Raw genomic sequence first — 22,612 nt, forward strand, 5'->3', positions numbered from 1 at the left:
TGTTTGTGGTCTCATTTTGGGGTGTAGTGCTGCCGTGGCGCAGTCTAGCCCTATAGGTGGGTTTTCCCCAGCAGGGTTAAGTACGGAGTTTCAAAGCGTGAATAAAGTTTCGGCCACACAAGACGCCGCTTTGGCGCGCTGGATCGACGGGTTTAAAGCGCGTGCGCGGCGCGAAGGTATTTCTGACACCACGCTCAACCGCGCGTTTCGCGGTGTAAAGTACGATGCCAGCGTGATCGCAAAAGATCGCCATCAATCAGAGTTTACCAAGCAAATTTGGGACTATCTTGATAGCGCAGCATCGCCTGTACGGGTCAAAAATGGTGTCGCAGCCATGCGCAAGCATGCCAACACGCTGAACGCGATTGAAGCTAAATATGGTGTCGACAAACACGTGGTTGCCGCGATTTGGGGGCTTGAAAGCGCCTATGGTGCGACGCGTGGCGACGTGCCTGTGATCCAAGCGTTGGCCACCTTGGCCTATGATGGCCGCAGAGGGCGTTTCTTTGAGGCGCAATTGATCGCGGCGCTGCAAATTTTGCAATCGGGTGATACAAGTCCGCGCAATATGAAGGGCAGCTGGGCCGGTGCAATGGGGCATACGCAATTCATTCCAACGTCCTTTTTGGCCTTTGCAGTCGATGGCACCGGTGACGGAAAACGTGATATTTGGTCAAATGACCCGACAGATGCTCTGGCATCAACGGCTGCCTATCTTGCGCGTCATGGTTGGACCAAAGGGCAACCTTGGGGCGTCGAAGTGCGTCTTCCTGCTGGATTTGACTACAGTCTGGCCAAGCGGGACACAAAACGCGCTCCTGCAGATTGGGGTAAACTTGGCGTGCGCGGCACCGACGGCAAAGTTGTGCCGAATTATGGGCGCGGCGCAATTTTGTTGCCAGCAGGTGCGTCTGGTGCGGCCTTTATGATTTTTGATAATTTCGCTGTGATCGAACGCTACAATAAGGCGGACGCCTATGTGATTGGTGTCGGGCATTTATCTGATCGTTTGAACGGTGGCGCGCCAATTCAGGCCAGCTGGCCGCGTGGATATCAGCCGCTGTCGTTTAATGAAAAGAAACAAATGCAGCGTATTTTGAAACGTAAAGGGTTCTTGGATGATAAAGTGGATGGCCTGATCGGCCCCAACACTGTTAATGCCATCCGCGATTTCCAGCGGTCCATTGGCATCACCCAAGATGGGTATCCATCACAGGTGCTTTTGGGGCATCTCAAGTAATCTTGCAGGAATTCGCATCAAAGATGTGGTGCGAATTCCGCAACCACGGCTTCATAAATGTGCTTTTTGAACGGGACAATCTCGGCCACCAAATTGGTTGGCGCGGACCATTTCCATTGAGCAAACTCAGGATGTTCTGAGGCGATGGAAATTTTGTCATCGGTGCTGTTGAAGCGCATCAAGAACCAAAGTTGTTTCTGTCCGCGATACTTGCCTTTCCAAACCTTGCCGAGCAGGTGGTCAGGCAAATCATAAGTCAACCAGTCTGATGTCTGAGCCAGCAGATCGACATGTTCTGGGTTGACGCCGGTTTCTTCCCAAAGCTCACGAAAGGCCGCTTCTTTTGCGTCTTCACCTGCATCAATACCCCCTTGTGGCATTTGCCACGCGCCTGGTGTGTCGATGCGTTCGCCCACGAAAATATCGCCATCTTTATTCATGAGCATAACGCCCACACAAGAGCGGTAGGGCAGTGTCTTGGGGTCAAGTGTCATGGTGAGATGTCCGTCAAAAAAGAAATGCGGGAGCGATCACGCCCCCGCAGATTACATTAGTTACCGCCGATAGCAGACAGACCGCGCAGCAAGTCGATAGCGTATGAGAGTTGGAAATCCTCATCGCGTAGCTTTGCCGCAAGTTTTGCTTTTTCGCGCTCTGCTTCAATCTGCAAAATTTCATCTTCGGTCAAACTGTCGTTGTCCAAAGACCCGCGCAAATCCGCTTCAGTCCGCTGTGCGCGAGTCTCTTCGACTTCATCGGCCTCAGGCGCGCGTGGTGGTTGTTCAACGATGATGTCAGGTGACACACCGAGCGCTTGGATGGAACGGCCTGACGGCGTGTAGTAACGCGCTGTGGTCAAACGCATCGCGCCATCGGAACGCAGTGGCATCACCGTTTGTACAGAGCCTTTGCCGAAAGATTTCGTCCCGACAACAATCGCGCGACGGTGATCTTGCAAGGCGCCCGACACGATCTCTGATGCAGACGCCGAGCCACCGTTGATCAAGACAACGATCGGTTTTCCTTCGGCCAAATCACCTGCATGTGCGTTGACACGTTCGCTTTGCTCAAGGTCGCGACCACGGGTTGAAACGATTTCGCCGGTTTCCAAAAACGCGTCGGAGACCATGATCGCTTGATCCAGCAAACCACCGGGGTTGTTGCGCAGATCGATAACGATGCCGTTGACATTGTCCATGCCGCCCAACTCTTCGACGCTTTTTTCTAAACCGTCTTTGAGGTTGGGATAGGTTTGATCGTTAAAGGTCGTCACACGCAGCACGACAGAATTGCCTTCAACACGTGCGCGCACAGCGGTTAATTTGATCACATCACGGATGATGGAAATATCAAAGGGTTCATCGACACCTTCGCGGGCGACTGTGATGATGATTTCTTCACCAACAGGACCACGCATCAGGGCGACAGTGTCGTTCAAGGTCATCCCTAACACGCTTTCGCCATCCACTTGGGTGATGAAATCTCCCGCTTCGACGCCGGCGATATCAGCGGGAGTGCCATCCATAGGTGAGACGACTTTGATGAAGCCTTCTTCTTGCGTGACCTCGATGCCCAAGCCGCCGAAAGATCCAGAGGTCTGTACACGCATCGCGGCGGCATCATCTGGTGACAAATAGGATGAATGTGGGTCAAGCGACGACAACATACCATCAATCGCAGATTCAATCAGTTTTTCGGAATCAACTTCTTCGACATATTGTGCGCGAATGCGTTCGAAAACGTCGCCAAAAAGGTCGAGCTGTTCGTAGACGTTAGAGGTCTTCGAGGCCTCTTGCGCGATCAACGGGCCTGCGAATTGTGTCGACACGAGCGTGCCTGCCAAAACGCCGACCACGCCAGCCATCAAATATTTTCTCATACGTCTTTCCTCTTTTCAGCCCCACAAAAGGGCTTGTGTTCAGCAAAGAAACCCAAAAGCTAATTTTAATAGCTTATTGCGCAAACCACCCACTTGGGTCCACGGGCTTCCCGCCTTCTCTCACTTCTATATAAAGCGTCTCTGTAAGTCCTGCGCCAGTCCCTTGTGTGGCATTTGTAACAAAGGCCTCAAGATCAGGCGTTTCACCAGCCATCAGGCCAACAGCAGACCCCGCTGGAATAACCGAGCCAATGTCACCGTACACCTCTTCCAGTCCAGCCATCACCAGTAATACGTCATTTCCTGGCTCAAGTATGATCACGTTTCCGTAGTCCAGAAATGCGCCTTGATAGCGGATGGTCGCGGGCCATGGCGTGACGACCAATGACAAGGGCCGCGCCGCCAATAGCCAACCAGGTCGTTTGACTCCCGCCGCGTCGGGTTCATCAAATCCGCGCAGCAAGCGACTTTGCACCGGTAATGGCCACGTGCCTTTGGCAGAGTCCAAATCCGGCAGGGTCGAGACTCCATCCACCACATCCATCACAGCAAGGCTTGAGGCAAATGCTTCGAGTGTCTCTGAGCCGTTGATCAAGTCTTGCACACGCTCGGGGTCGGCCGCAAAGCGGCGCGGCAAATCTGTGCGTGTTGACATGGCTTGGCTGAGATCCGTGCGGGCTGTTTGAACCTCTTTCAATCCAGATTCGAGAACGCTCAAAGCCTCGCCTTGCAACTCGCGCAGGATTGACACCTCTTGCAGTTTTGTGCGCAGCTCTTCGGCTTGGGCCTGCATGGATGGCGTGACTGAGGCCACCAACATGCCAGCGCGCGCATGTCCAATTGGGCCTGTTGGATGCACAAGCGCCGCAGGGGACGCATCGGGACGCAAATTAATCAACACACCCAATAGGTTGGCGACCTGACCACTTTCATTTTGAAACGCGGCTTCAATCTCGGTTTCGCGCAATGCGGCTTGTCTAAGGCCTGCCCGCATCGCCTCTAAGCCACTCTCATAGGCTTTGATGACGTTGGTAAGCGCCTTGACACGATCCGAGGCTGCATTCGCTGCATCAAGTTGGCTTTGGGCGGTGGAAAATTGTGCCAATGCAGCCTCGGCCAGTGCCGCTGGTGACGCGTCTTGGGACTGCGCAGCACTGGCTGCACATAGTCCCAAAAACAGCCCAAAAGCACGCCAGGTTTTCATCGTTGGATTAAGCTTTCGCCAGTCATTTCGGCAGGTTGATCCAGCCCCATAAGGTCCAATAATGAAGGCGCCAAATCGGCGAGCCTGCCACCTTGGCGCAGCGTTGCCCCATCAGGTCCGTTGAACAGCGCCACAGGAACAAGGTTCGTTGTGTGCGCTGTATGCGCCCCACCTGTCACCGGGTCGATCATCGTTTCGCAATTGCCGTGATCGGCGGTGACAATCATCGTGCCGCCAACGCGTTTCAATGCTTCCATCACGCGACCCAAGCCTTCATCAACCGCTTCGCAAGCTTTCATCGCGGCACCCAAATCGCCCGTGTGCCCCACCATGTCGGGGTTGGCGTAATTGGTGACGATCAAATCATAGCCAGCGTCGATCACTTCCAAGAATTTCTCGGTCACTTCAGGGGCACTCATTTCGGGCTGCAAGTCGTAAGTCGCCACTTTCGGCGATTGCGGCATGAAACGATCTTCGCCCTTTTCAGGGGTCTCTTTGCCACCGTTCAAGAAAAACGTCACATGCGGGTATTTTTCGGTTTCGGCCAAACGAAACTGACGCTTGCCTTGTTTCGCAACCCATTCGCCCAGCGTATTGACGAGCGCTTTTTTAGGATAAGCCGTTTGCATATAGGTGTTATGGGCGCTGGAATATTCGACCATACCCAGCATGGCTGCGAAGTCTGGACGATCATCTGTTTCAAAGCCGTCAAAATCAGGTTGACCCAAAGCGGCCAAAATTTCACGGGCGCGGTCAGCGCGGAAATTCAAACAGAAAAAACCATCGCCATCTTCAACGCCTGCGTAATCGCCAATCACCGTCGCTTTGATAAATTCGTCTTTCTCGTCGCGGGCGTAGGCATCAGTCACGGCGTCAATGGCTGTGTCTGCGGCCTGCATACCAGTGGCGTTGACGATGGCTTCATAGGCTTGGGAAACGCGTTCCCAGCGATTGTCACGATCCAGCGCAAAGTAGCGTCCAATCACTGTGCCAATGCGCACACCTTTGGGCAGGCCATCAATCAGCTGCGGCATAAAGCTGTCAGCAGATTTCGGGGCCACATCTCGACCATCGGTGATGGCGTGCAACACAACAGGAACGCCGTGGCTGGCAATCGCTTTCGCCGCAGCCAGCGTGTGCACGATGTGACCGTGTACGCCGCCGTCTGAAATCACGCCCATCAAATGCGCTGTGCCGCCTGTTTTTTTGAGGGTCTGCGCAAAAGCGACGATTTCGGCGTTTTCAAAGAAAGACCCATCTTCGATGGCCAAATCGATTTGCCCAAGGTCCATCGCCACAACACGGCCCGCACCAATGTTGGTGTGTCCAACTTCCGAGTTACCCATCTGACCAGAGGGCAGACCGACGTCTGGACCAAAGGTGATTAAAGCCCCTGAGGGACAGGTCGACATCAGGCGATCATAGGCAGGGGTGTTGGCTTGCGCGGGGGCATTGCCTTCGATCTCGTCGCGTTGGCCCCAGCCATCAAGAATGCAAAGGACGACAGGTTTGGGTGCGGACATGAGAGGCTCCTCGGTTTCACTTGGCCCCTTCTAACGCGCTGGCGGGCTTTGGTGAACCTCTACTCGCAATGCGCGACGAAAAATCGCCGATTGATGCGTCTATTTGTATCTTTGCTAAAAGTCTGAGCCAAGGGGGTTAGGTTCTGTGATACGGTGCGCCAGCCAAAATTGACGCCGCGCGGTATAGTTGTTCGGTCAACATCACCCGCGCTAGCATATGCGGCCAGACCATTTTGCCCAAAGATATCGAAAAATCCGCATTTGCACGCAGGCTGGGATCAATCCCATCTGCACCGCCAATGACAAAGGCGACGTCTTGGCGACCAATGTCGCGCCAATCGCCGAGTTTGTTCGCAAATTCGGGCGATGACAGGATTTTGCCGCGCTCGTCCAGCGTGCAAATCAGCGCGCCACTTGGAATGGCGCGGCTGATGATTTCAGCTTCGGCTTTCATGCCGCCGCCTTTTTTATCTTCGAGTTGGTGGATAGACAACGGACCAAGCCCTAAGGCCCGTCCGCTTCTGTCAAACCTTGTGGTGTAATCGTCGATCAGGGTTGCTTCAGGGCCGTTACGAAGTCGTCCCATGGCGCAGATATGAACCCTCACGATGTGTAGCCCTTAGGATTCTGGGCGTGCGGACATCAAAGCTGTCGCTTCATCAGATGACAGCCACATTTTTTCAAGCTGGTAGAATTCGCGCACTTCAGGGCGGAAAATGTGGACGATCACATCGCCTGCATCCAGCAGCACCCAATCACCTGCGGCTTTGCCTTCGATGCGTGAGAAGATTTCATGTTCGATTTTGAGGCTTGCGGACAATTTTTCAGCCAATGAGCTGACCTGGCGCGCTGAGCGGCCAGAACAAACAACCATGAAATCGGCCATGGAAGATTTGCTTTCCAGATCGATGGTCACGATGTCTTCGGCCTTTTCAGCCTCAAGGTGGTCTGTGATAAAGTCGAGCATCAGTTTTCCGCCAAATTTTGCGTCTGATGTAGTCGGTGTCGCGTCAGTCATTGGAGACCCTTTGTAAATCGCCACTGAGTGCCGGGCGCTAGCTTTTTCAATCTGTACCACCGACAGCGCGAAATCTCAACGCTGGAGAATGCCGTTGCGGCTCACTCTCGAATAAGGCGCGCCCGCACGGGGTAAGCGCGGGTTTCTATAGTGCCGCGATGGATTTGGAAAGGGGTGTCGACCTATCCGCAGGGCATAAATCATAAGGTATGCGGACTGTGTTATCTCATGCGGGGCTATCGTCCAGCGTTGCGCCAAGGCATGCATTCCTTTTTGCATTGAGTGCTGGCCAGACGACATAAAGATATCGACAAACAGCCCACCTTAGCTAAAATCTGTATCTTATCTTGCGAGACTCAGTGCGAGTCTGTATGTGAACGTTCATGATTATCGTTTTTGATCTCAATGAACACGATCGCCTTTACGGTCGTTTCTACGGCGCATCGCTGGCTGTCCTCGCTCGTTCGCGGGCTTGAGGGTCTTTTACGTGCTTATCCTTTGAAGGGATGAGTGCGGTACAAATACGACAATTTTCTATTCCAATCCCCACTCATAATCCACGGAGAGCGATATGACCGCCCCGAAGACACTCTATGATAAAATCTGGGACGCACACGTAGCCCACGAAGCCGAAGATGGCACAACATTGTTGTACATCGACCGTCACCTCGTTCACGAAGTGACCTCAGCGCAAGCCTTTGAAGGCCTGCGCATGACGAACCGCACAGTGCACGCACCTGATAAAACAATCGCGGTTCCAGATCATAACGTTCCAACAACGCTTGATCGCGCTGATCCTGCAACAATGACCGAAGAGAGCCGCATCCAAGTTGGCGCGCTCGACACAAACGCGAAAGAATTCGGCATTCACTACTACCCAGTGTCTGACGTGCGCCAGGGTATCGTGCACATCGTTGGTCCCGAGCAAGGTTGGACTTTGCCCGGCATGACTGTTGTGTGTGGTGACAGCCACACGGCGACACACGGCGCATTCGGCGCGCTGGCCCACGGTATCGGTACATCCGAAGTTGAACATGTTCTTGCGACTCAAACGCTGATCCAGCGTAAAGGCAAGAACATGAAAGTGGAAATCACTGGCAAGTTGAAGCCCGGCGTGACCGCGAAAGATATCACTATGGCTGTGATCGGTGAAACTGGCACCGGTGGCGGTACTGGTTATGTGATCGAATACACAGGTGAAGCAATTCGCGACCTGTCCATGGAAGGCCGCATGACGGTTTGTAACATGGCGATTGAAGGCGGTGCGCGCGCTGGACTGATCGCGCCTGACGAGACCACATATGCTTACGTTAAGGGTCGCCCACATGCGCCCAAAGGCGAACAGTGGGATGCGGCTTTGGCGTGGTGGAAAACACTCTTTACCGACGAAGATGCTGTGTTCGACAAAGTTGTGACACTCAAAGGTGAAGACATTTCCCCTGTTGTGACTTGGGGTACTTCACCTGAGGACGTTCTGCCAATCACTGGTGTCGTGCCCGCGCCTGAAAGCTTTGAGGGCGGTAAAGTGGACGCGGTCAAACGTTCTATCGCTTACATGGGTCTCGAAGTGGGTCAAAAGTTGACAGACATCGAAATCGACACTGTCTTTATCGGGTCTTGCACCAACGGTCGTATCGAAGATTTGCGTGCTGCCGCTGAGGTTCTGAAAGGCAAAAAGATCAAAGAGGGCATGCGCGCTATGATCGTGCCTGGGTCTGGTCTGGTGCGTGCGCAAGCCGAAGAAGAAGGTCTTGCTCAAATTTTCAAAGACGCTGGTTTTGAATGGCGTATGGCAGGCTGTTCTATGTGTCTCGCGATGAACCCTGACCAACTTGCGGAAAATGAGCGTTGTGCGTCCACATCCAACCGCAACTTCGAAGGCCGTCAAGGTTACAAGGGGCGTACACACCTTGTCAGCCCAGGCATGGCTGCCGCTGCTGCGATCACCGGTCGTCTGACCGATGTTCGTGATTTGATGTAAGGAGAAGCACCATGGAAAAATTTCAAACACTCAATGGTGTTGCGGCACCTATGCCACTCGTCAACATCGACACAGATATGATCATCCCAAAGATGTTCTTGAAGTCGATCAAACGCACAGGTTTTGGCGCGAACCTCTTTGATGAGATGCGCTTCAACCGTGATGGCACCGAGATTGCAGACTTCGTTCTCAACAAGCCTCAGTACCGCAACGCGGAAATTCTTGTGGCGGGTGACAATTTCGGGTGTGGTTCTTCACGTGAGCACGCGCCTTGGGCGATCGCTGACTTTGGTATCAAATGTGTGATTTCCACATCTTTCGCTGACATCTTTTACAATAACTGCTTCAAGAATGGCATCTTGCCAATCGTCTTGCCGCAGGATCAGGTTGATGTGTTGATGGAAGATGCTGAAAAAGGCTCCAACGCGCGTATGACTGTAGACCTTGAGGCGCAAAAGATTACGACGTCAGATGGTCAAGAGATTACGTTCGACGTCGATGCACACAAAAAGCATTGCTTGCTCGAAGGTCTCGACGACATTGGTCTGACGCTGGCGAAAAAAGCCTCCATTGATACCTTTGAGGCATCGATGCAACAAGAGCGCCCTTGGGTGTAGCACTGCATCTTAGTCTTGCCCTAAAGGGTATGTGAGACACGACAACGGCGGCCCTAGGGCCGCCGTTGTGCGTTTGGCGATCTAAAATATCGACCAAAAGGGCTTGGCCCTTATTCCATGTTCGTTTCTTCGCCCAAGGCAACGCTGAGCTCCATGTCAGACACTTCGCCGTTGGCATCCGTATCCATGGCAAGGAAGGTTTCTTCTGTCACGTCAGGGTAGGCTGCCGCGACTTCTGCAAAGGAGTAAGCGCCGCTACCGTCTGTATCTTCGATTGCAGCTTGTGCAAAAAGAGGGGCTGCGAGAAGAGATGTCATACCGAGGGTGAGTGCGATCTTTTTCATTTCGTTTATCCTTATATTAGATATGCGCCGAACTGGCGCGGTTCACAGTACTGAACGACGTTGTGTCGCTGTTGATAGAGATGCGCCATAGAGGTGAGTCTTTCAACCCATTGAATACAATAAATAAAAGCGAATTCATGCCGATGCAGATAATTGCCTATTGCCAGCAAAAATTCGCAAGTTGACGGAGAGTTCGAGGCTATGAAAAAGTGGAAACTTGTCCAAATCGGCGGTGTTTTGCGTGCTGTTTCGGCGTGTTTATGCTTTTTTCTAAGTACTGAAAGGACTTCGGCGCTTTGGGCAAAGACCTGCTGATCCTGACGGTGTTCAAAAAAATGAAATTTTTTATGAAAATTTGGGTGACACGTCTGTTTGCTCAAAGCGAGCCCGTCTCGCTCTCATCCGATTCACGACAATTTTGGTGAGCAGGCTCGCTCTTTTAGCGTGGATAATGATGCAAAATCGCACCGCTTTGTCCACGAAACGGCCTTAATTTCATCGTTAACCTTAACCGTGGGTTGATGAGTAAGGCGAAAGAAGGCAAAAATTGGGCAAGATTGAGGCAGTTTGCCATTATTGGCACAATCAAAATGGAAAAAGTGTGTGGCATCGTATCACGCACGGCCAGTTTGAAGGGAAATGGGCAGTGTTGAACCGTGTGATTGGTGCATTCGTGCGCTCTATTCTCGTCGTGGCGTTGATCGCTATGCCGTCGTTCTTGCTGCCGAACGTGTCGTCTGATTCTGCTCAAGTTGTTGCACTTGTCGCGCTCTTTGGTGCAGCTCTCACTTTTTTCGAATATATTTCCGCCTATCCAGGTTTGGTTGAGTTCCGCGATGCGCCGCCGTTTAACCGCGTGCGGTTCTTGTCGCTTTTCGTGACGATTTTGCTGCTGACGACGATTTGCAACGGTATTTCATCGCCGACAATTGTCAGTGAATTCGTGACCGTCGTCGGGGCGTTGATCGGCTATGTTCTTGATTTCCCGTACTCGCCTGTCCGCTTAATGGTGCAGGCTTTGCCCGAAGGCACTGCAGCGAACGATATCACTTTGATGCGTGTTTGCGCTGGAGTGTCGTATTTGATCTCGCTTTTGTCGCTGACACTGTTCCTCCTTCTTTTGCAGCGTCGCCGGTGGCCTTCAAAATCGGGATCTTTCAACGTTTGGGTCAATCTTCCGACTTTTGACCCGACTGCTGGCGGCGATGTGGTGGCACGGCTGAAACGTGACGCAAGGGTGAACATTGTTCTTGGTTTTGCTTTGCCGTTCGTTATTCCTACAGTCGTTCACTCGGCCTCTAATCTGTTTGGCGCAATGGCTGTCGGGAACTATCAATCGATGATTTGGCTGGTGGCCGCTTGGGCTTTCTTGCCGTCCTCATTGTTTATGCGCGGTATCGCGATGGGCCGTGTGGCCAATATGATCGAAGGCAAGCGTCGCCAAACTTATGCCGCGGCTGACCTTGACCATATGCCTGCGTGATCCGCGCTGGGCTGATAAGTCTCTTTTGTCTTTGCCCCTTTGTCGTGGCTGCACAAGATATGCTGCGGATCGCGACTTGGAATGCTGAGTTATCGCGCACAGGGCCGGGTGTTTTACTGCGTGATATTTTGTCGGGCGAGGATGCCGAAGTACTGGTTGCAGTCGATCATATTTTGAAAACAACACCTGATGTTTTGGTGCTCACTGGGATCGATACAGATTTTGAGGGGCATACGGCGCGCGCCTTGGCCGTGGCGTTGACCCAAGCTGGGGCTGCCTATCCATATGTGTTTTCCGACATTAGCAATGCGGGTCTATTCACGGGGCGTGACCTTGATAAGGATGGGCGTTTGGGGCAAGCCAAAGATGCGCAGTCTTATGGCGACTTTCACGGGCAGGGCGGCCTCGCCGTTCTGTCGCGCTTGCCGATTGCTGCCGACGACATCATAGATTTTTCAACGTTACTATGGCGTGACGTACCGGACGCGCGCTTGCCTGACAATTTCTATGATGCGGGCGATTTGGGTGTGTTGCGTTTGTCTTCCACAAATCACTGGGATGTGCCTGTCATGTGGGATGAGACTCCCATTCATCTGTTGGCATTCTACGCTACAACGCCTGCATTTGACGGAGACGAGGACCGTAACGGTTTGCGCAACGCTGATGAGGTTGCGCTTTGGCGACATTATTTGGATGGAGGACTCGATACGCCCGCTCCAGATATGCCTTTTGTCGTGATTGGTGATGCCAATTTGGACCCGCAGGATGGAGCAGGGCGCATTGAAGAGATGCAGGCGCTTTTGGCCGACCCGAGACTTCAAGACCCACAACCGCGTTCAAGATATGCCAAAAGCATCGCCAATGAGGCACATACTGGCGATGCTGCGTTAGACACGGCAGATTGGGACGACCCAGTTCCGGGAAATCTGCGCGTTGATTATGTGTTGCCCTCCGCCGATCTCAAGGTGCTCGACGCAGGGGGGTCATGGTCATCGGCTTCAAACCGTGACGGGGTTTTGTTTCGACACGGCCTTGTTTGGGTCGATATCGCGCGGCAATGAGGCACGCATAACTGTGTTGAGATCCGTGCGTTCAAAATCGGGCAAAAGACGATCAAATTTATCTGTTCCGATCGCGTGAGGCATATCCCAAAGATAGCGCATCTCTAACAATTCGCGTGCCAATTCCCAAAACGGAGAGGCCAGTTTTAAAGCCCACCAAGGAAACTTTGATATGCCCAAAGGGTGCCCCAAAGCCTGTTCAAGTTCGGTTTTCAAGTCTTGCAGTGTAAAGTTGTAGCCACCAAAAGCGATGTCCTCAAATTGGCCCAGCTCATTGCGTTTTTCCGCCAGCAGCACGGCAGCGCGCGCCCAGTCCGGCAAATAGCAATAGGCGCGCATTGTGGCGCTTTTACCTGGCATCGTGATCTTGCCTTTGCGAATGCCTTTCAGCACGGCTAACCGTATCACATCGTCACTGTCATCTTGCGGGGTGATAAAGTCACCCCCACGCAGCAGGATTGTTTGAACGCCTGAGGTCTCGTAACTGCGCTCTAGGTCTTCTCTTATTTTGCCTTTACGCGTGTGTGGCACGTGTGGTGTTGCCTCATTCCATGTGCCCGACCTATCGCCATAATTATAGACATTTGCAGGGATGATGACGGTGGCGCCCGTGATGGTTGCAGCCTCTATAACTTGCTGTGTGATGCGCGGAATGATGTCTGCCCAATTGTGATAGTCGGGTGGATTCAGTCCGTTGACGATGACGTCAGCGCCTGTGGCTTGTGCAGGCATATTTCCAAGTTTGCGATCATACAGGCGAACGTTCCAGCCTGCTTGGCTAAAGGCGTATTTTGCGTGGCGTCCAACTTTTCCGCTGGCACCAAGGATGAGGACTGTTTGCGTCATGTGTGTCTCCGTGTTTGGGATTTAACACCACATTGCTTGTTCTTATGTGAATTGAAATTGCATCGAATCTTATATTCGATATTCATATATGAATGGATAATCGCCTTGCCTCACTTGATTGGACGCTCATACGTGCCTTTGTTGCTGTCGCGCAGGGTGGCTCGCTGTCGGCTGCTGCGCGTGATTTGCACTGCAGTCAGCCAACAATCGGGCGACAAATCCAAAGCCTGCAAGACGCCCTTGGGGTAATTTTATTTTTGCGACGTCCGAAAGGTATGGTGCTGACCGCTGATGGCGAGCGGCTGTTGCCCTTTGCGCAGCAGATGATGGAGGCTGCGGGGCGGTTTTCTATGGCGGCCACTGGTGTTGACACGCAGAAATCTGGCACGGTGCGTCTGACGGCATCTGTGTTTGTCGCGCATTACGTTTTGCCGAGTATTCTGGCTGAGTTGCGCCAAAAAGAACCGCTTATTCAAATTGAACTTGTGCCCTCGGATGCCTCTGAAAATCTGTTGTATCGTGATGCAGATATTGCCTTACGCATGTATCGGCCAAACCAGCTTGATATCGTTGCGCGTCATGTGTCGGATATCGAGATCGGCATTTTCTCGGCCAAATCTTATCTTGATCGTCGTGGTCATCCTGATGACCCAAAGGATTTGTTCGCGCATGATGTGATTGGCTATGACCGCAATGATCTGATCGTTCGTGCCATGCGGCAATTTGGTTGGGATGTGTCCCCGAACGATTTTGCGCTGCGTTGCGATGATCAATCGGCGTATTGGGAATTGGTGCGCGCGGGGTGCGGTATCGGATTTGGGCAGGCCTTGGTGGCGCAAAACGATCCTAATCTGGTGCGTCTGTTTGATAACTTACCTATTCCAACGCTGCCGCTTTGGATCGCGGCCCCCAAAGCCGTGCGCCACACACATCGGGTTGCGGCCGTTTGGGATCATTTGGCTTCAAGTTTGAGCGGATAAAAAGGCCTTTCCTTGACCTTCGTCGCGTCGTCGGGTAGGCGAAACCAACGCTTAAACACAAGGAAAATGCGATATGAGCACGCCATCTCTTCTTATTCTGCCCGGTGACGGTATTGGCCCCGAAGTGATGGCCGAAGTCGTTAAAGTCATCGACTGGTTTGGTGACAAACGTGGTCTAAAATTTGACGTGTCTCACGATCTTGTTGGCGGTGCTGCCTATGATGCGCACGGTGCACCTATTTCCGATGCGACCATGGAAAAAGCACAAAGCGTTGATGCTGTTTTGCTCGGCGCTGTTGGCGGTCCGAAATATGACGATCTTGATTTTTCCGTCAAACCTGAGCGTGGCCTGTTGCGCCTGCGTAAAGAAATGGACCTCTTTGCAAACCTGCGTCCTGCACAGTGTTTCGATGCTTTGGCTGACTTCTCGTCGCTGAAAAAAGACATCGTTGCCGGTCTCGATATTATGATCGTGCGTGAATTGACCTCTGGCATCTACTTTGGTGAGCCACGTGGTATCTTCACCGAAAACAACGAGCGCGTTGGTATCAACACGCAGCGTTACACAGAAAGCGAAATCGAACGTGCCGCACGTGCTGCGTTTGAATTGGCCATGAAACGTGACAAGCGTTTGTGTTCGATGGAAAAAGCCAACGTGATGGAATCCGGTATCTTGTGGCGCGATGTCGTCAACGAGGTTGCTGCGGATTACCCAGAAGTTGAAGTGTCACATATGTATGCCGACAACGGCGCGATGCAATTGGTGCGTGCCCCTAAACAATTCGACGTTATCGTGACCGACAACCTGTTCGGCGATATCTTGTCTGATTGCGCGGCGATGCTCACGGGCTCTCTTGGCATGTTGCCATCCGCATCCTTGGGTCTGCCGATGGCCAATGGCCGCCCGAAAGCAATGTACGAGCCTGTACACGGTTCAGCGCCAGACATCGCGGGCCAAGGCAAAGCCAACCCAATCGCATGTGTGCTCTCGTTTGCGATGGCATTGCGTTACTCGTTTGATCAAGGCGATGAAGCGACACGTTTGGAAACGGCGATTGAAACTGTTTTGGCGAATGGCGCACGCACCGCTGACTTGCTTGGCGAAGAAGGCGTAACAGCCGTGTCCACAACTGAAATGGGCGATAAAATCATTGAGGCGCTGACAGCCAGTCTGTAAGCCAATCGACAATATTTTAAGCCGAGGCATTGAAAGCGATGCCTCGGCTTTTTAGTGTCTTCTAAGTACATCGCCACTATCACTTGCCACATCAATCCACAAATGCGCGCACCAATAACAACGGGCGGCGGATTTGTGGGCGTTTTCCATATCTTATATTTGGAACGCTATAGCTGCCTCGACAAGTGTTTAAACTGCGGATACCAAACTTATGACGTCATTGGTTATCGCTAACAAAAACGGAAAGACTGCTTATGAATATCTCCGGCGCATTTTATGCTTTGTTCGCTTTCGCAGTTTTCGCGACCCATGACGCTGTGATCAAGTATCTCGGCGTATCTTATTCGCCTTTTCAAATGATCTTTTTCTCGACGTTGTTTTCCTTTCCACTTGTCACTTTTATGCTGATTAGGGACAAGACATCAGGCCATTTGCGACCTGTGCATCCTTGGTGGACAGCGCTGAGAACTATGTGCTCAACCATCAATGTCATGTGCGCGTTTTATGCGTTTACGGTTTTGCCGTTGGCCCAAGTCTACGCCATTCTTTTTGCAACGCCGCTGTTGATCACGATGATGTCTATTCCAGTTTTGGGAGAGCGTGTTGGCCCGCACCGTTGGGCTGCTGTCGTTGTTGGTCTTATCGGCGTATTCGTTGTGCTGCGGCCCGGTTCGACAGAGTTTACACTCGGGCATGCGGCCGCTTTGACCTGTGCCTGTCTTGGCGGGTTGGCGTCGATTATTGTGCGCAAAGTCGGACGTGAGGAACGCACCGTTGTGCTGATGCTGTATCCGATGGTTGCGAACTTTATTATCATGGGCGCGCTGATGGTGTTTACATACAAGCCGTTGCCGATCAACGACCTTGGCGGCATTGGTGCTATCTCTGTTCTCGGATTCACGGGGGCCGTGTTTTTGATCGTCGCGTATAAGGCGTCCGAGGCTGCCATCGTCGCGCCGATGCAGTATTCTCAGATTATTTGGGCAACGATTTTCGGCTCGCTTTTCTTTGGCGAGACCATCGATTTGGGCACAATTCTTGGCGCAAGTATCATCATCATGTCTGGCCTTTATATCGTGTTCCGAGAATCACAAAGCGGGACGTCAAAAAATACGCCTGTTTTGCGCACACGCTCACGCGCCTCCTCCGCGGCCTCTTTTCGGATTTCACCATTCTTGCGTCGTAATAAATCGAAATAATAGAGCAAACCGCAGCGCCAACATGATTTTTTTCGCATAGGATTATCCGTACACTTAGTCGTTAATGCATAATTGGGCATGGAGTTCTGTCCTTTTTTCACGATTTTAGTGATGCCTGTCAGGTCACCATGTCGCGCAAATTTGCCGTGCCGAAGCCTACCAAACTACCAGAGGCGATACGGTTGCGGACGCCTGTGTGTTTGAGGCCAGTAAGCGTCTTTGACGCAGAAAATATGGGAATCGTCCGATGCTGTGTTTGGTATATCTGCAAATGCGGCGATATTTTTACGACAGCATTTTGAGCAGCGCCCCGATATTCTCGCGTGTTTTTTTGGCACATTGAAAACTTGACCTAAAAGTCACCTAAAATCAGTATTTGTCTAAGGCTGCGCCCTTGAACCGTATGCCGTCTCGACGCAATGCTGACGTTAAGTCGGGTAAAGATGCCCCGCCACAATGATGTGGCAGACCTTCATATATTTGCTCTCTTTGAGAGCGCAGCAACGGCGCTGCACGTGACCTTTTCTAAAGGTCAGGGATGCGGTGCCGAGTTTATGAAACACCTCGTGTCCCAACGTGCAAAAGCAAAAATGGGACATGGGTACATGACACAAAAACTCAAACTGGTCGTGGTCGGAAACGGCATGGCACCTGGTCGGATGCTAGAACATCTTTTTGACGCGGGCGACGCCTATGACGTGACGATCTTTAATGCAGAGCCGCGTGTGAACTACGACCGCATTATGCTGTCGCCTGTTCTGTCTGGCGAGAAATCCTTTGATGACATCATAATTCATGATGACGCTTGGTACAAAGACAACGGCATCACGCTGCATATGGGCGCCAAAGTGTCCAAGATTGATCGCGAGGCCAAAACGGTCACCTCCGAAAATGGGATCACGGAAAGCTACGACAAATTGGTCTTGGCGACAGGATCTGATCCGTTCATCATCCCGTGCCCCGGTCATGATCTTGACGGGGTGTTGGCCTACCGTGATCTGGATGACACGAATGCCATGCGCGATGCGGCGGGCAAAGGTGGCAGTGCGGTTGTCATCGGCGGAGGCCTTTTGGGGCTGGAAGCTGCGGCAGGTCTAAACATTTTGGGTATGGACGTGACCGTTTTGCACTTGATGCCGACCTTGATGGAGCGTCAACTTGATACAGCGGCGGGGTACCTGCTTGAGAAAGAGCTGGAAAGCCGCGGGATCGATATTCGTTGTAAATCCAACACCAAACAGATCATCGGCGCGGATGGCAAAGTCTCTGGCGTTGAACTTGATGATGGCACGCTGATCAAATGCGATATCGTTGTGATGGCTGTCGGCATTCGCCCGAATGTTCAGCTGGCCAAAGACGCAGGCCTTGAAGTGAACCGTGGCATCGTCACAACCAACGGGATGCAAACTTCTGATCCTGATATTTTATCAGTGGGTGAATGTGTTGAAGTGGGCGGCATGGTTTACGGTCTTGTTGCGCCGCTGTACCAGATGGCGAAAGTCGCGGCCTCTCATTTGACAGGCCCATCTGATGCAGCTTTTGTGCACACAGAAACGCCAACGAAACTAAAAGTCACAGGCTGTGATCTCTACTCTGTGGGTGATTTTGCCGAAGGCGACGATCGCGAAGACATCGTGTTGCGCGATGCGAAAAGTGGCACTTACAAACGCGTTATCATCCAAGACAACAAGATCATCGGCGCAGTGCTGTACGGCGCTGTCGATGATGGCGGTTGGTACAATGAGATGCTCAAATCCGGCGAAGATATCTCGGAAATGCGCGACACATTGATCTTTGGCCAAGCCTTCCAAGGTGGTGGTGCTGTCGATCCATTGGCGATGGTTGCGAACATGTCCGACGATGCCGAAATCTGTGGCTGTAACGGCATCACCAAGGGCACAATTGTCTCGAAAATTAACGCCATGGGTTTGACCACTTTGGCGGAAGTGCGTGCGCATACCAAGGCTTCGGCCTCTTGTGGCACATGTACGGGCCTTGTTGAAAACGTGATGGCGCTGACGTTGGGCGACGACTTCAAATTGCCTGACGTTGAAACCATGTGTGGTTGTACAACGCATGACCACGGCACTGTGCGCCGTATGATCAAAGCGAAGGAATTGAAGACTATTCCTGCGGTGATGCAAGAGCTCGAATGGAGTACGCCAGAGGGTTGCGCCAAATGTCGCCCTGCTCTGAACTACTATCTCGTGGCTGATTGGCCGGGTGAGTATGTCGATGACCAGCAATCCCGTTTCATCAACGAACGTGTGCACGCCAACATCCAAAAAGACGGCACATATTCCGTCGTACCGCGCATGTTTGGCGGCATCACCACACCGAACGAGCTGCGCGCGATTGCCGATGTGGCCGATAAATTCGCTATCCCAACTGTTAAGGTCACGGGCGGTCAGCGGATCGATTTGCTGGGCGTCAAGAAAGACGACTTGATCCCAGTATGGAAAGATCTCAACGACGCAGGCATGGTCTCTGGCGCGGCTTACGCCAAAGGGCTGCGGACTGTGAAGACCTGTGTGGGATCGGATTGGTGCCGTTTCGGCACCCAAGATTCCACCGGCCTTGGCATCAAGCTCGAGCGTCTGCTATGGGGCGCTTGGTCTCCTGCGAAACTGAAACTTGCCGTATCAGGTTGCCCACGCAACTGTTCCGAGAGCACTTGTAAAGACATCGGTATCGTCTGTGTCGATAGCGGCTATGAAATTCTCTACGGCGGCGCTGCAGGGTTGCACATTCAAGGCACCACCAAACTTGGCAATGTTGAGACAGAAGAAGAAGTTCTCGAATATTGTGGCGCGCTTACTCAATATTACCGTGAAACAGGGTTCTATCTTGAGCGCATTTACAAATGGGCAGATCGCCTTGGGTATGATCACGTGAAATCTGTGATCTATGATGATGCTGAGCAACGCAAAGCCTATTATGAACGCTTTTTGTTCTCTCAAACCTTCGCACAAGTTGACCCATGGGCGGAGCGGGTTCAGGGCGCACAAGCGCATGAATTCTCTCCACTGGCCGATATTTCTTCACTGGAGGCAGCAGAATAATGACCGTTCAAGACAATCAATGGATTACAGTTGGCATCCTCGACGATATCCCGCGCCAAGGCGCACGTCGAGTGATCACAAACACAAAAACCATTGCGGTGTTTCGAACCTCGCAAGATGCCGTCTACGCGCTTGAGGATCGTTGCCCGTTTAAAAACGGCCCCCTCAGCGCTGGCATCGTTCATGGCACAACCGTGTCTTGCCCGCTGACAAACTGGGTCATCTCTTTGGAAACAGGAGAAGCTCAGGGTGCCGACGTTGGCAAAACGGGTGTGTTCCCAGTGAAGGTTGAGGGGGGGTGTATTTCCCTCTGCCTCGAAGAAAAACAACTGCAAACAGCTTAATCCAACCGAAGGAAGACCACATGGCGTATGTGCAACCAGCCGAATTCGCGGCAAAGATGATCGAAGCCGGCGAATCTAAAATTTTGATGTCTACCAAGGACACTCTGATCCGGTCCTACATGGCGGGCGCGATCCTTGCGCTTGCCGCAGCTTTCGCGGTGACCATCGCTGTCAACACTGGCGATTTTCTAGTGGCGTCTTTGCTGTTCCCTGTCGGGTTCTGCATGCTCTACCTCTTGGGGTTTGATCTTTTAACCGGTGTGTTCACGCTCGCGCCTTTGGCGGTGATCGCTAAGCGCCCAGGGATGACTTGGAAAGGTGTGTTCCGCAACTGGGGTCTCGTGTTCTGTGGCAACTTTGCCGGTGCTTTGACCACGGCTGTTTTCATGGCGATCATTTTCACCATGGGCTTTAGCCAAGAACCAAACGCAATTGGCCAACGGATCGGCCAAATCGGCGAAGCGCGGACTTTGGGCTACGCGGCTGCCGGCGGTGCCGGTTTGTTGACAGTCTTCATTCGTGCCGTGATGTGTAACTGGATGGTCTCGACTGGTGTCGTCGCCGCGATGATGTCTAGCAGTGTGTCTGGTAAAATCATGGCGATGTGGATGCCGATCATCGTGTTTTTCTACCTTGGCTTCGAACACTCAATCGTCAACATGTTCTTGTTCCCATCAGGTATCATGCTCGGCGGTGAATTCACTTGGTCTGATTACTTTATTTACAACGAAATTCCAGTTGTCTTGGGCAATCTTGTGGGCGGTTTGACCTTTGTGGGTGGCATGATCTACGCGACACACTTCAAGACATCTCCTAAGCGCTCTGTATCTGGCTCTGTCGGCACGCCTGCAGAGTAATAGACACCAACCCAGCCCAAAGCGGGCTGGGTTCATCTCGTGAAAGCTGATTTTCGTGCGCGATACACAATCCACTGCCTCTTCCCTTTCGGTCAGTATTGGTCAGGCAACCTCCGCCGGACACAAAGCGCACAATCAAGACTTCCACGGCGCGCTCGTTCCAGACGAGCGCGCGCTTTCATTTAAGGGTATCACGATTGCGCTGGCTGACGGCATATCGACATCTGATGTGTCCGCCGTTGCCTCTGAAACAATCGTTAAAAGTCTTTTATCAGATTATTACAGCACGCCCGATGCATGGACGGTTAAAACCTCTGCGTCACGAGTGATTTCAGCAGCAAATTCATGGTTGTATGCCCAAAGCCGTTTTGCAGGTTTGGCTGATGCGGATCATGGTCACGTCTGCACGCTTGCGACGATGGTGCTTAAAGCCAGAACCGCGCATTTGTTTCATGTGGGTGACAGCCGTATTTGGCGTCTTTCGGGTCTAAGTTTGGAGCCGCTTACCACAGATCACCACGTCTCATTAGGCTCAGGCGACACCGTACTGACACGCGCGATTGGTGCCGCAAGCAGCGTGGATATTGAGTATCGCGCAGAGCCAGTGTCGCGCGGAAATGTGTTTTTGTTGACCACTGATGGCGTCCATGAACATTGGACCGCCCGCACTGTTGCGCAGCGCATCGCAGAAGCGTCGACTTTGGATGATGCCGCGCAAGATATCCTAAAGGATGCCTTGGAGGCTGGCAGCACAGACAATCTTACGGTGCAAATTGTCCGCATTGATAGCGTACCTACATCAGATGAAACTCAGTTCGATGAACAGGCTCGAACCTTGCCCATTCCGGCCTTGCCGCGTGAGGGCAGTGTGCTGGATGGGTATCGCATTTTGCGCGAATTACATGCAAATCATCGCTCTCATATTTTTCTCGCTAAAGCCTCTGACGGTGAAACTGTTGCCGTGAAAATTCCGGCGTCGGATTTGAAGGACGATGCTGATGGGTTGCGCCGTTTTTTAATGGAAGACTGGATCGCACGCCGTTTAGATAACGCGCATGTTTTGGGTGCGCCTGCGTCACTTGGGCCACGTTCGGGTCTATATGTGGTGACGGATTTCATCGAAGGGCAGACTTTGCGCCAATGGATGCAAGACAACCCTAAGCCCAGTTTTGAACAGGTGCGCGACATCTTGGAACAGGTGATCCGAGGTCTGCGCGCCTTTCACCGGCGCGAAATGTTGCATCAAGATCTGCGACCTGAAAACATCATGCTTGATACGGATGGTGTGGTCAAAATTATTGATTTCGGGTCGACCTATGTTGCGGGCGTTCAAGAAGCCGCACCAATGCGCGAAGAAGACGGCATCTTGGGCACCCTGCAATACACAGCGCCGGAATATTTTTCTGGCGAACAGGTGAGCTGGCGGTCTGATCTGTTTTCATTGGGGGTGATTGCTTACGAAATGCTGACCGGTGTTTTGCCCTACGGCACACAGGTCGGCAAAGTGCGTAACCCACGTGACAGAAGGCGGCTGCGGTATCGCAACGCCCGTGATGACGCCCATCCGATGCCCGCATGGCTGGATGATGCTTTGGCCAAAGCGGTTCACCCCGATCCCGCGCGTCGCCACGATGCGCTGTCTGAATTCGCCGCCAATCTGCGCTCGCCGTCGCTGCGTTACACCGCGCGTCGTCATATCCCGTTGGCTGAGCGCAATCCCGAACGATTTTGGAAAACTCTATCTGGAGGCTTGGCCCTGTTGTGTCTTGTCCTCGCCACTCTGGCCTTTCAGTAGGC

The 22,612-nt window shown here is 52.5% G+C and carries 20 protein-coding genes; 12 read left to right on the plus strand and 8 right to left on the minus strand.

Annotation, left to right across the window (positions count from 1 at the left end; genetic code table 11):
- Positions 1-97: 97 nt before the first annotated feature.
- Positions 98-1,240: a lytic murein transglycosylase gene (locus KO503_RS14210; protein ID WP_354667593.1), complete on the plus strand. Its 1,143-nt coding sequence runs from the start codon at positions 98-100 to the stop codon at positions 1,238-1,240.
- 17 nt (positions 1,241-1,257) lie between these two features.
- Here KO503_RS14210 and KO503_RS14215 read toward each other — a convergent pair whose 3' ends face one another.
- From KO503_RS14215 to rsfS, 6 genes are all read right to left on the minus strand, one after another.
- Positions 1,258-1,734, minus strand: coding sequence for an RNA pyrophosphohydrolase (locus KO503_RS14215; RefSeq protein WP_215992218.1), 477 nt, complete (start codon positions 1,732-1,734; stop codon positions 1,258-1,260).
- 56 nt (positions 1,735-1,790) lie between these two features.
- Entirely contained in the window at positions 1,791-3,119 is a 1,329-nt protein-coding gene (locus KO503_RS14220) for a S41 family peptidase (RefSeq protein ID WP_215992219.1), read from the minus strand.
- 73 nt (positions 3,120-3,192) lie between these two features.
- Positions 3,193-4,323, minus strand: a complete 1,131-nt coding sequence (locus KO503_RS14225; RefSeq protein ID WP_215992220.1) for a murein hydrolase activator EnvC family protein — start codon at positions 4,321-4,323, stop codon at positions 3,193-3,195.
- Positions 4,320-5,846, minus strand: a complete 1,527-nt coding sequence (gene gpmI, locus KO503_RS14230; RefSeq protein ID WP_215992221.1) for a 2,3-bisphosphoglycerate-independent phosphoglycerate mutase — start codon at positions 5,844-5,846, stop codon at positions 4,320-4,322. The genes KO503_RS14225 and gpmI overlap by 4 nt, the downstream gene beginning before the upstream one ends.
- Positions 5,847-5,982: 136 nt before the next feature.
- The gene (rlmH, locus tag KO503_RS14235) at positions 5,983-6,453 is read right to left on the minus strand and encodes a 23S rRNA (pseudouridine(1915)-N(3))-methyltransferase RlmH (RefSeq protein WP_215992222.1); all 471 of its coding nucleotides are present in this window, start codon (positions 6,451-6,453) and stop codon (positions 5,983-5,985) included.
- Between the two features lie 12 nt (positions 6,454-6,465).
- Complete coding sequence (gene rsfS, locus KO503_RS14240; RefSeq protein WP_215992223.1) at positions 6,466-6,864, minus strand: ribosome silencing factor; 399 nt, start codon at positions 6,862-6,864, stop codon at positions 6,466-6,468.
- 571 nt (positions 6,865-7,435) lie between these two features.
- On the opposite strand from rsfS, the gene leuC reads away from it, so the two are divergent.
- Positions 7,436-8,845: a 3-isopropylmalate dehydratase large subunit gene (gene leuC / locus KO503_RS14245; protein ID WP_215992224.1), complete on the plus strand. Its 1,410-nt coding sequence runs from the start codon at positions 7,436-7,438 to the stop codon at positions 8,843-8,845.
- An 11-nt stretch (positions 8,846-8,856) separates the two neighbouring features.
- Positions 8,857-9,462: a 3-isopropylmalate dehydratase small subunit gene (gene leuD / locus KO503_RS14250; protein WP_215992225.1), complete on the plus strand. Its 606-nt coding sequence runs from the start codon at positions 8,857-8,859 to the stop codon at positions 9,460-9,462.
- Positions 9,463-9,572: 110 nt separating this feature from the next.
- Here leuD and KO503_RS14255 read toward each other — a convergent pair whose 3' ends face one another.
- Entirely contained in the window at positions 9,573-9,806 is a 234-nt protein-coding gene (locus KO503_RS14255) for an EF-hand domain-containing protein (protein WP_215992226.1), read from the minus strand.
- Positions 9,807-10,407: 601 nt separating this feature from the next.
- On the opposite strand from KO503_RS14255, the gene KO503_RS14260 reads away from it, so the two are divergent.
- Both KO503_RS14260 and KO503_RS14265 read left to right on the plus strand, forming a co-directional pair.
- Entirely contained in the window at positions 10,408-11,289 is an 882-nt protein-coding gene (locus KO503_RS14260) for a hypothetical protein (RefSeq protein ID WP_354667594.1), read from the plus strand.
- Positions 11,290-11,333: 44 nt separating this feature from the next.
- Positions 11,334-12,350: an endonuclease/exonuclease/phosphatase family protein gene (locus KO503_RS14265; protein ID WP_215992227.1), complete on the plus strand. Its 1,017-nt coding sequence runs from the start codon at positions 11,334-11,336 to the stop codon at positions 12,348-12,350.
- On the opposite strand, the gene KO503_RS14270 is transcribed toward KO503_RS14265, so the two are convergent.
- Positions 12,288-13,196: an epimerase gene (locus KO503_RS14270; protein WP_215992228.1), complete on the minus strand. Its 909-nt coding sequence runs from the start codon at positions 13,194-13,196 to the stop codon at positions 12,288-12,290. The genes KO503_RS14265 and KO503_RS14270 overlap by 63 nt on opposite strands.
- A 92-nt stretch (positions 13,197-13,288) precedes the next feature.
- Between KO503_RS14270 and KO503_RS14275 the strand changes: the two genes are divergently transcribed.
- From KO503_RS14275 to KO503_RS14305, 7 genes are all read left to right on the plus strand, one after another.
- Entirely contained in the window at positions 13,289-14,176 is an 888-nt protein-coding gene (locus tag KO503_RS14275; protein WP_215992229.1) for a LysR family transcriptional regulator, read from the plus strand.
- A gap of 73 nt (positions 14,177-14,249) precedes the next feature.
- On the plus strand, positions 14,250-15,353 hold the full coding sequence (gene leuB / locus KO503_RS14280; protein WP_215992230.1) for a 3-isopropylmalate dehydrogenase: 1,104 nt from the start codon (positions 14,250-14,252) through the stop codon (positions 15,351-15,353).
- A gap of 254 nt (positions 15,354-15,607) precedes the next feature.
- Positions 15,608-16,552 (plus strand): DMT family transporter, encoded by a 945-nt coding sequence (locus KO503_RS14285; protein WP_215992231.1) that lies wholly within the window; start codon positions 15,608-15,610, stop codon positions 16,550-16,552.
- A 605-nt stretch (positions 16,553-17,157) separates the two neighbouring features.
- Positions 17,158-19,614 carry a nitrite reductase large subunit NirB gene (nirB, locus tag KO503_RS14290; protein ID WP_215992232.1) on the plus strand — a complete coding sequence of 819 codons (2,457 nt, stop codon included), beginning with the start codon at positions 17,158-17,160 and terminating at the stop codon, positions 19,612-19,614.
- Positions 19,614-19,958, plus strand: a complete 345-nt coding sequence (nirD, locus tag KO503_RS14295; RefSeq protein WP_215992233.1) for a nitrite reductase small subunit NirD — start codon at positions 19,614-19,616, stop codon at positions 19,956-19,958. Before nirB ends, nirD begins: the two co-directional genes overlap by 1 nt.
- A 20-nt stretch (positions 19,959-19,978) precedes the next feature.
- Positions 19,979-20,815, plus strand: a complete 837-nt coding sequence (locus KO503_RS14300) for a formate/nitrite transporter family protein (protein WP_215992234.1) — start codon at positions 19,979-19,981, stop codon at positions 20,813-20,815.
- Between the two features lie 55 nt (positions 20,816-20,870).
- The gene (locus tag KO503_RS14305) at positions 20,871-22,610 is read left to right on the plus strand and encodes a bifunctional protein-serine/threonine kinase/phosphatase (RefSeq protein WP_215992235.1); all 1,740 of its coding nucleotides are present in this window, start codon (positions 20,871-20,873) and stop codon (positions 22,608-22,610) included.
- The last annotated feature ends 2 nt before the right edge of the window (positions 22,611-22,612 follow it).

The sequence above is a fragment of the Pacificibacter marinus genome (assembly GCF_018860505.1).
GTDB classification, from domain to species: Bacteria; Pseudomonadota; Alphaproteobacteria; order Rhodobacterales; family Rhodobacteraceae; genus Celeribacter; species Celeribacter marinus_B.